Source organism: Clostridium sp. CAG:43 (assembly GCF_000434655.1).
Taxonomy (GTDB): domain Bacteria; phylum Bacillota; class Clostridia; order Lachnospirales; family Lachnospiraceae; genus Otoolea; species Otoolea fessa.
Map to the genome: position 1 here is coordinate 77945 of NZ_FR895029.1, position 9464 is coordinate 87408.

10 protein-coding genes (1 of these 10 cut by a window edge) are annotated in these 9464 nt (G+C 48.2%); 3 read left to right on the plus strand and 7 right to left on the minus strand.

Annotated elements, in window-relative coordinates:
• Positions 1-56 precede the first annotated feature (56 nt).
• Together QVO97_RS02625 and QVO97_RS02630 are read right to left on the minus strand one after the other, a co-directional pair.
• Positions 57-1226 (minus strand): alanine dehydrogenase, encoded by a 1170-nt coding sequence (locus QVO97_RS02625; protein WP_022358861.1) that lies wholly within the window; start codon positions 1224-1226, stop codon positions 57-59.
• Between the two features lie 301 nt (positions 1227-1527).
• A complete protein-coding gene (locus QVO97_RS02630) occupies positions 1528-1869 on the minus strand; it encodes a hypothetical protein (RefSeq protein WP_022358862.1) in 342 nt (113 codons plus the stop codon).
• Between the two features lie 410 nt (positions 1870-2279).
• Between QVO97_RS02630 and QVO97_RS02635 the strand changes: the two genes are divergently transcribed.
• Positions 2280-3164, plus strand: a complete 885-nt coding sequence (locus QVO97_RS02635; protein WP_022358863.1) for a gamma-glutamyl-gamma-aminobutyrate hydrolase family protein — start codon at positions 2280-2282, stop codon at positions 3162-3164.
• 322 nt (positions 3165-3486) lie between these two features.
• Here the strand turns inward: QVO97_RS02635 and QVO97_RS02640 are convergent, their stop codons facing one another.
• The 4 genes from QVO97_RS02640 to QVO97_RS02655 all read right to left on the minus strand — a co-directional run bounded on the left by QVO97_RS02640 (position 3487) and on the right by QVO97_RS02655 (position 7891).
• Complete coding sequence (locus QVO97_RS02640; protein ID WP_022358864.1) at positions 3487-5172, minus strand: glycosyl hydrolase family 18 protein; 1686 nt, start codon at positions 5170-5172, stop codon at positions 3487-3489.
• A gap of 261 nt (positions 5173-5433) precedes the next feature.
• On the minus strand, positions 5434-5799 hold the full coding sequence (locus tag QVO97_RS02645) for a hypothetical protein (RefSeq protein ID WP_288188723.1): 366 nt from the start codon (positions 5797-5799) through the stop codon (positions 5434-5436).
• The gene (locus QVO97_RS02650; protein ID WP_288188724.1) at positions 5780-6304 is read right to left on the minus strand and encodes a hypothetical protein; all 525 of its coding nucleotides are present in this window, start codon (positions 6302-6304) and stop codon (positions 5780-5782) included. The genes QVO97_RS02645 and QVO97_RS02650 overlap by 20 nt, the downstream gene beginning before the upstream one ends.
• Positions 6305-6469: 165 nt before the next feature.
• Entirely contained in the window at positions 6470-7891 is a 1422-nt protein-coding gene (locus QVO97_RS02655) for a serine/threonine protein kinase (RefSeq protein ID WP_273394275.1), read from the minus strand.
• 324 nt (positions 7892-8215) lie between these two features.
• Between QVO97_RS02655 and QVO97_RS02660 the strand changes: the two genes are divergently transcribed.
• Both QVO97_RS02660 and QVO97_RS02665 read left to right on the plus strand, forming a co-directional pair.
• The gene (locus QVO97_RS02660; protein WP_022358868.1) at positions 8216-8965 is read left to right on the plus strand and encodes an adaptor protein MecA; all 750 of its coding nucleotides are present in this window, start codon (positions 8216-8218) and stop codon (positions 8963-8965) included.
• Between the two features lie 139 nt (positions 8966-9104).
• Positions 9105-9275, plus strand: a complete 171-nt coding sequence (locus tag QVO97_RS02665) for a DUF362 domain-containing protein (RefSeq protein WP_022358869.1) — start codon at positions 9105-9107, stop codon at positions 9273-9275.
• Positions 9276-9390: 115 nt separating this feature from the next.
• Here QVO97_RS02665 and QVO97_RS02670 read toward each other — a convergent pair whose 3' ends face one another.
• Positions 9391-9464 carry the end of a helix-turn-helix domain-containing protein gene (locus QVO97_RS02670; RefSeq protein ID WP_022358870.1) on the minus strand. It continues 637 nt past the right edge of the window, so the window shows 74 of its 711 coding nt (coding positions 638-711); its start codon lies off the right edge, out of view; the stop codon is at positions 9391-9393.

The window sequence follows — 9464 nt, forward strand, 5'->3', positions numbered from 1 at the left end:
TCCGTATCCCCATACGTTTCACGAAAAGCGTTCTGCCGGTATCCTTTATCTGAAAATCACTTTTCTAATTTGATAAAGTTATCCGAATGGCTCTTGGTTGTCGACGGAGCCAGATCCAGTTTCTGATCTGCGATCTCTAAGATGTCTTCCGGACGAACCCACGGTCTGCCCTGGATGGCACTTGTCTCCTCATGGGTTAAGTATCCCTTGTAGGTGGTTAAGCTGCGGCGCAGGAAACCATCCTTTGCACATGCCTGCGCCACGCCATTGTTGATGATGCTTCTGAAGTGCGGCAGTACGGATGCTGCATATGCGATCGAGGTAGACTGGGAAATTGCCCCCGGAATGTTGCTTACGCAATAATGTACGACGCCCTCTTCGATATAGCGCGGATTTTCATGGGTGGTCTCATGGAATGTCTCGATTGCACCATAATCGTTGCTGATATCTACGATAACGGAACCTTTCTCCATCGAGCGGACCATCTCGCGGTCGATCATGTATTCTTTGGCATCCTTCGGCCATCTAACACAATTATATACGACATCGATCTCCGGTAAAATCTTTTTCAGATTATAACGGTTGGAAATCTGGGTATTGACTTCCTCATTGAACTGTTTTCCGATATCACGCAGGGTTCCGATATTAATATCCATAACCGTTACCCACGCGCCCAGCGCATGAAGAACAGAGATTGCTGCGCGTCCTACCACGCCGCCTCCAATGACCAGCGCCTTAACGCCCGGAGCACCGCCGAGACCGTTGACGAATTTGCCCTTGCCGCCGTTGAGGGAGAGCAGGGATTCCAGACCAAAGAGTGCACCCGCCTTACCAGCTGCCTCGCAGTTCGGTGAACCGTAACGGTGGGAATCTTCTGCGGTAAATGCAATACACTTGCTGTCGAGAAGTGCCTGTACCTCTTCCGGATGTGCTGCCGGATGGATGCAGGTAAATACGATCTGGTTTTCACGGAGCAGTTTGTACTCGCACGGTTCAAACTCTTTTACCTTTGCGACGAAATCGCAGGTTGCATAAATTTCTTCCTTTGTATCAACCAGCTTCGCGCCCTCTTTCACATATGCCTCATCCTGGAATCCAGAACCTTCGCCCGCGCCCTTCTGAACGTAAACCTCATTGCCGTCACCTACCAGCATGCTTACCTCCGCCGGGGTTGCGATGACACGGTACTCGCCTACTTTGATGTCTTTTAATACGCCAACTTTCATAATGTGTTCCCTCCATGTAATATATTTTTCTTTTTGCTTGGTACTTTTGCTTGATACTCATATATATAGCAAGTTCCGTGCCAACTTTTACGTTTTTCGATTTTATTTAATATTTTTCTTTTTTATTTTCCAAAAAATTCGAGGTTTTCCTTGTAAATACAAGGTTTTTGTCGAATTAAAATTTTTATTTATTTTTTTGATAACCTTCCAGGAATGACTCGTTCTTGTCTCATTTTTTTCATAATGCAAAAAATGACTCATTTGTGAGCTTTTATGTGCTCACAAATGAGTCATTCAAATTTTATTTTTGAGTCATATGCCGATTTTTGAGTCCTACTGCCCAACTTCCGCCGCTGCCAGCTTTCGCGACTCCTTCAGCGTCTTTCCCTCGCGCAGATGAACCGCCACGCGATCTTCGCGCTTCGCGATCCGGAAGGCGGATTCGTAGACTTCCGCGATCTTTCCGGACGGAACCACAACCACGCCGGTCCGGTCCGATCGCCTCGAATGCCAGATAAGTCATAACGGCATTGATATCGTGTGTCAATGTCTGATCCACCTTGATAAAAATTTCTTCGCCCGGCGTCATATCGCCCGATACGAAGTGTGACTCAATAATCTTTCTGGTAAGTGATTTCCCCATGTTTTGATTTCCTCCATTTGTTTGTCATGTTCTCTCGGAGTCTTTCCTGCACTCCGCCATCTCTATCAGCCCCGCAGCCTTGACCCGGCTGCCCGTCTGTTTTTTTCCGTCCTTATTGTAACGCCTGCCTGCAGGGAAAATCCAATTAAGAAAGGGAATGAAGGTATAACTTTCTGTTATCAGGGCTTTTCCCCGTACTCCTCCCTACTCAATTCTTCGCTTCCATTTACCCTTCTTATTTTCGCTCATTTTTCGTATGTCTACAAAATTATATTATATCTTTTAGGTAGAATTAAAAATTATTTTATTTTGTTTTGTAATTTTTTGTATTTTTTTGTATTTTTTTGACTGTTTTATGTTAGAATCCAGCCATGTTTGGGAGGACAATTTGTATTAAGGAGGAAATTAGAATGAGAAAAATTAAAATGATGACCAGTGCAGTGCTTCTTTCTTTATCCCTGGCTTTTTCTTTAACAGCTTGTGGAACAAAGTCTGAACCGGCAGCCGATACAACAGCGGCTGAAGCCGAAGTAACCGAGACAGAAGGCGAAGCAGAAACTGCCGAAGAAGCGGCGAATGACGAAGAAGAGAAAGTCAAAGTCGGCGTTTCATGGAATGCAGACGAAATCGACGAAGATGCACAGTTATATATAGATGCCGTTACCAAAGCTGGCGGCGAAGCAATTTATCTTCCTCAGATCAAAACCGAGGATGACGCGAAAAATGCTCTGGCAGAAATCGATGCTCTGGTTGTGACCGGCGGCGAAGATATTGATCCGAGCTACTACGGCGAAGAGCCAAACGAAAAATTAGAGACTGTAAACGAAGTCAGAGATACTTCTGATTCTCTTTTAATCAAGGCAGCTCTCGATGAGGATATCCCGATGCTCTGCACCTGCCGTGGCATGCAGTTCTTAAACGTATTAAGCGGTGGTACCTTATATCAGGATCTTCCGACTCAGAATCCGTCCGATATCGATCATCGCGATCCGAACGGTAAGGTATTCGCAAAACATGAGATTACCGTAGACAAAGATAACATCGTTGCTGCCGCATTTGGCGGAGAAGGCACCTACACTGTAAACTCCTGGCATCATCAGGCAGTCGATCAGTTAGGTGACAACCTGAAAGTCGTTGCTACTGCTCCAGATGGAGTCGTCGAAGCAATCGTCAGAGAAGATAAAGACTACGTGATGGGCTTACAGTTCCATCCGGAAGCTATGATCGCTGAAGGTGATGACAGTTTCCTTGCTTTCTACACCAACCTGATCGATCAGGCAAAAGAGGCAGAATAATCACATTTCTCCCAGACAAAACAATATTTTTGATATTTTAATAACCTCCAGGCGGATGAATCAATCTTTCCGCCCGGAGGTTTTTTGTCCAAGACGCTCTTTTTTTATAAAGAAGAATGTGCCTTGTCACATTCTCGCGCCGAGCGCGGTCGCTTGCGACAAACTACATCTTCGCGCGAGTGCGCATCATTGGCACGTTAGTGCCTTTTTGTGTAATAGGGAATTCCAAGGAATTTCCTATTACATAAAAAAGCAGAAGCCCCACGCTCCCGCATGAGGCTTCCACCCTACTTTGAATCATTGAATCTTAATTAAATTGTCTCTACTCCCAGCCAATCACATCCCAGACGTCGCTGGTTTCCAGCCCCAGCCGCCATCCGGCTACGCCTGCCAGGTCGTATTTCTTGATTAAATCCATCTTGAGTCCCAGAGACCTTGTCTCCTCCATCCAGAGCTGCTGTTCGCCGTTCTGGCTGTCCAGCCTGCCGTAATACTGACCAAGCGAATCATCCCAGGTCAGATCCATGCCGCTCTCCGACACCCATTTTGTCGCCTCGGAGATTCCCATCGCACGGGAGGACGCATTGTCGCCGCTTCCCGTCCAGAGCCTTGTGTAGAACGGGACTGCGTTGATTACCTTTTCCTTCGGAACCAGGGAAAGCATATCTTTGATGCCGTTTTCGACATATCCGATCGAAGAAACAGAACCGGCTTCACCGCCTGCATAGTGCTCATCATAACCCATGATAATCACATAATCTGCGACGTTGCCCTGCTCTTTCTGGTTGTAGAAACGGTTATATACCGCCGGAACATAGTTATCGACCGACAGCACCAGCCCTTTCTTTCGGCAGGAAACCGACAGCTCGCGGATAAACTCGATGTAATGGACGCCCGCCGCCGTCTTCAAACTCTCAAAATCCAGATTGATACCGTCAAATCCATAACGGTCCGCCTCTGTCATCATATTTTCAATCAGTTTTTCGCGCACAGACGTCCTGGAAAGAAGCACCTCCGCCTGCACGTTCTTGCTGCATTCGCGGCTGAAATTGTCGAGTACCGCCCAGACCTGAAGACCTTTTTCATGCGCCCGATCCACATAGGACTTATCTGCCAGAGATTCATACGCGCCGCTGTTGCTGCTAAGCGTAAACCACGTCGGCGCGATGACATTGACACCTTTCGTCTTTGCAATCAGAGAATCCATCGCCTGGTTTGCCGCCGCGATCGTTACCTGATGCCAGACCATCACAATCTTCTGATCCAGTGAAATATTCTGGTAGACCGGAGCAGTAAAATCACTCTTTAATGTCTCCTCGTGCAGATTTTTCATCTTCCACTTGTGCATATATCCAATATGACCGTCCGGTGTCATAACTCTCGCCCAGTTGTCATACTGTTCCAGCACCGTCACTGTCCCGCCGCGCTTTATCTCAGTCACAATCGGGCTTTTCAAGCCGCCTCTTAAGCGGATCTTGGCGCTCCACGCCGCATCTGCCACCGTGACCGGATCCCAGTTATTTTCCACGAAAACCCGCTTCTGTGCCTCACCATCATACGCCTGCAGACGCACATCGGTGTATTTCTGAATCAGAGCCAGTGAAAGATAAACTGCATCGCCATCCCGGTAAAGGATCTTTTTTCCGTCCTCATCCACTGTCGTCTCGTCGCTTTTCACGATCTCCTCCGGCAGGGCGTACACCAGTATTTTCTCATTGGCATCCCAGTAAAAACGTTCATTTAAGTTCGCATCTACCCACGCAGCCGGCAGATATGTCTGCCCGTCCACGTAGACCCCGCTCTCCTCCTGACGTTCATAGTTGAGATACAGCGCCACCCGGTCGCTGCCGCCCGCCGCGTACAGAGCATCCAGATCCGCCCTCTCCCGGCTTGGCATATATTTGACCGCTTCAATCACGCCAACGGCTGCCACGATTAAAAACAGCACAAACCCGAAAATCCGTCCCAGACAGCCCGAACGTGCTTTCCTTGATCTTCCTCTTTCCATGTTTTCCTCCGGTGTATGTTAAGGTAATACCATAAACACTAAGCTTGAAAATACCTCGTTAAGTGCCCTTATTATATCACACCAGCTCCATGGAATGTTGACTTTTTTCTTAACTCCTCTTTCATTTTCCCTGTAATAGGTTACTGTTTACGCATACGTGCCCAGTAACTGTAATAGCACCATCTAAACAGTTCTCACCATTTTCTCCGAAAGAAAAATCCGGCGGACTGTCCAGATACGGACAAAACGGCACCTCTCTTATCACCGGTTGTAAACCCGGTCAAAATGTATCTCTGTCAGCACTCCTGTCTCCGCTCCGACGTAATCAGCCATATAAAACGATCCGTCCTCCCGGAACTCACACAGCTTCCTGTATTCTTCTGGCCTGCACTCCCTCCCATCAATTAAAATCTGGATTCCTTTGCTTTTATATCGCTGTAATCCCTCGACAAATATTCTCTGCTGTTCCCTACGCCTCCTCTCTGCCTCTTCTTTTTTACTTTTTCTCACTACCATTCCACACCTTCTCCATTCCGCGAAAACAGCCCCTTCTAACTTTTGACCTTTCGGAGATAATCGGTAATTTATAACCCCAGGTCTGCCTCGCTTATCGTAGGAATTTTCCAAAAAAAGTCATGGACTCTCCCGTAACCATCAATGCGTTCTTCTGCAGTGGGATTCGCCGGATCCGGATATCCAGATATTGCTCTGCCATTTTTACAGCTTCCTCTTCTCCAAATGAGACGAAATACTCATACCATTTTTTCCATTTTTGCTTTTCTGCTGCCAATGCCGCAAAATCTGCCAGCTGCCATCCGCTGACCGAACCGACCAGAAAACAGCGGCTGCATCGAAAAAAGGCATCCTGATTCTTCTGTGTCAAGGCTCCGAAGTCGATCACCATCGCCTCCATCCCCCTTTCCGAACAATCGTACCATTCTGCACGTTCAGCCTTTTGATAGAAAAAAATTCCCCTAATTTCAAACGGCTGTCCTGCCTCGTCTATAACCGGTTTTTCCCTTCTTTTTCCCGTCCGGAATATCTTTTCAAGCTGTGCAAATGAGCCGCTCTCATTTTGTTCCAGAACCGCCGTTCGCCGGCACAGAACCCCGGACAGATATGCTGCCGTCATAAGCGAAAAGTGTGTCACCCCAACCGATGGTCCGCTCCCGGCTATCCCGATACATTCCAAGCGTTCTGTCCCGGCCTGCTTTGTGTCTGGCACTGGTTTTTGCCTGAATTTTCGCCCCACTTTTGAGCCTTCGCCCCGTTTTCCGATTCTAATCTGTATTTCCTCCTATTTCCACTGCCACGGGAATCCACCCATAAATCGCTCCCACCTTCGCCGGATGTTCCGCCAGAGTCCCCCTTCTTTTGCTGCCTGTCTGGTCCCCCGTCCTTTTTTGAGAGCTGCCTCCCGGAAAATCCTTTCAAAAAATTCTGTCTCCTCCGCTGCCTCATTTTCCTGCCCCCGCCTTCCGCCTGCATCGAACGGCGGGGTTAAAAATGGAAGCCGCAGATACTTAAGATACCTGACCTCCTCCGGAAGATAATCCCGCCCGCATTTTCTGTGATTTAATAAAATCTGGAGTCCCTCTTCTGCTCCCAGAAACCGGATCGCCCGCAGAGAATCTTCTTTCTCCCACGGCTGCAATCCACAGACGAAAAGAATCAAATCATACTCCCCCTCCAGAACCGTCTGGAGCCCGGTTCCGCAGTCATCTAAAATCACTTCAAACACCGGCTGTTCCAGCTGCACCACATCGCTGTATCTGGGTTTCAACGCCAGACCGTCCATGTAATAAATTCCATGTTCATCCGGCGCCAGCCCATACCAGGATGCCAGCCTGCGGACTGCCCCCGTGTCATTCTGCTCCCTGTAAAGGCAGGAAACTCCTTTCTGCCGCAGATATCGGACCGCGCCAAGTGCGGTATGTGTAACCCCGATTCCGCTCCGGCTGCCTGCTGCGGCAATCCTGAGAAGTGGTATATGACGTTCTGCAAATATGCGCGCCTCCAGTTTTTCCAATGCCTCTAACACTTCCCGGACACTCTGGCAGCGCTCTTTTTTCTCTGTTCTGAGACATCGCCCCATAAGAATGTACAGATCTCCCCGACAGCTTCCCTGTCCTGCTTTTATCTCCCCCTCTGGGGCATGCCCTGTCCCCATATAGTACAGGAGGGCGCCAATGGCATAGATGTCGGTCCTCTCATCCAGAGTCCCTCCCTCATACTGTTCGGGGGCTGCAAAGCCTTTTGTTCCATAGCAAACAGATCGTTCCTGGCTCAAAGACGCCAGTGCCGCCTGATCAAAATCAATCAATTTTAATTGTTCCCGGCAGATTAGAAGATTCCCGGGGTGGAGATCTAAATATAAGATTGGATTTGGTTTGAATGAATGCAGATAATTCATGATCCGGCAAAGCTCAATTCCCAGACGGATAAGCTCTCCCGTTTGCAGACTGCCCGTTCTCTCAATTCGGGCATACAACGACTCACCGCACAGATATTCCTCGATGAGATAATAATAATTTTCGTCAATTTCCAGATCGTAGATGATCGGGATTCCCGGATGGCGCAGCCGCTTCAAAAGCGCTGCTTCCTGAATGAAACCGCTCTCTGTCCGCCTAACACGCTTAATCGCTCTCTCTTCATCAAGCCCCAGATGCCTGGCTAAAAAAACAGTTCCGCTCCGACCGCGTCCGATCACACGTTCCAGCTGGTATTTTCCAAATAGAACGGCTGTTTCCGTACCGCGCCTCCTTTCGGTCTATACCACCTCTCAAGATTCATTGTATACGATCCCCTCAGTTCCCGCAACCGTTTTTAGAAAGATTTTATGCTTTTTTTTCATATTCAAATTGCCAAGTGATTATATTATATAGTATGATGAATACCAAGGTTCCAAAGTCCAAAACATGAGTAAGCAGCCTTTTTCCGCAGAAAAATGAGCGGATTACAAATGTCTTGCAAAATTGCGGAAGTGCGAAGCACGGAGCATTCGGTATCTTAACCACCCAAAAGACAAGGAAGTGAAAAATCCATGAAAATAGAACGCATCAACGAAAACCAGATCCGCTGCACCCTGACAAGCAGCGATCTGAGCGCCCGCAACTTAAATCTGGGCGAACTCGCCTATGGCACGGAAAAGGCGAAAAAACTGTTCCATGAAATGATCCAGAAGGCATCGAATGAAGTCGGCTTCGAGGCGGACGATATTCCTCTGATGGTGGAAGCAATTCCGCTCTCCAGTGAGAGTATCATGCTGATCATTACCAAGATCGAGGATCCGGAAGAACTGGACACCCGCTTTTCACGCTTTTCCCCGGGAAACGAGGACGAGCCTCTGACAACGCTTGCCAACGAGCTTTTAGAGGGCGCGGACGGGCTTTTAAGCCTGTTTACTGACAATGGCAAAAATACCGCCGCAAGCCCGCTGACCGGTTCGGACGCGCCTTCCACTGAAAAGGCAGAGCCAGGTCCCAAACTGCCGGCAGCGCGTATTTTTACTTTCGGCTCCCTCGACGAGGTCTGCCGGGCAGCGCGCATCGCAGCTCCAGTCTGCGAAACACCGAACACGCTTTATAAACACCCGTCCGACGGTCGTTACTACCTTGTTGTCCGCCAGACAGCCGACAGCACCGACGCATTCAACCGCCTGTGCAATCTCCTGTCCGAGTACAGCGAACCATTAAAGACTGCCGCTGCCCCAAATGCATTTGAGGCATACTATGAGGAGCATTATGAGACGATCGTCCGGGAGCACGCGCTCTCAACGCTCTCGACCCTGTAAGAATGCTGACTTCCAGAAAAATCGGTTTTTTCCATTGCTTCTATTTTAGAACATGAAAACCATCAATTTCTCCTTGAATATTTTTCATTTTTAGTATAGAATATAGCCAAACGCATAAATATAAAAGGAGGATTTTATCATGGCATTTGTAATTACTGATTCTTGTGTAAGTTGTGGTTCCTGTGCTGGCGAATGTCCAGTTGGAGCAATCTCTCAGGGAGATGGCAAATACGAAATCGACGCTAACAGCTGCATCGACTGCGGTACATGTGCAGGCGTATGTCCGACCGGCGCTATCGAGCAGGGCTAATTAAACAAAAACGAAATATCTACATAAAAAAGCCTGTCGTTTCCGACAGGTTTTTTTATGCCCTTTTGCAGAACTTATCACATCTTATTCCCATTCCGTCCAAATTTCTTTTTCTTTACACGGGACCGGAAAAATGGAAACCGCCCTGGCGCAGCAGCCGCTGCTTCCGCTCGCCCCTGGTTTTCCCGC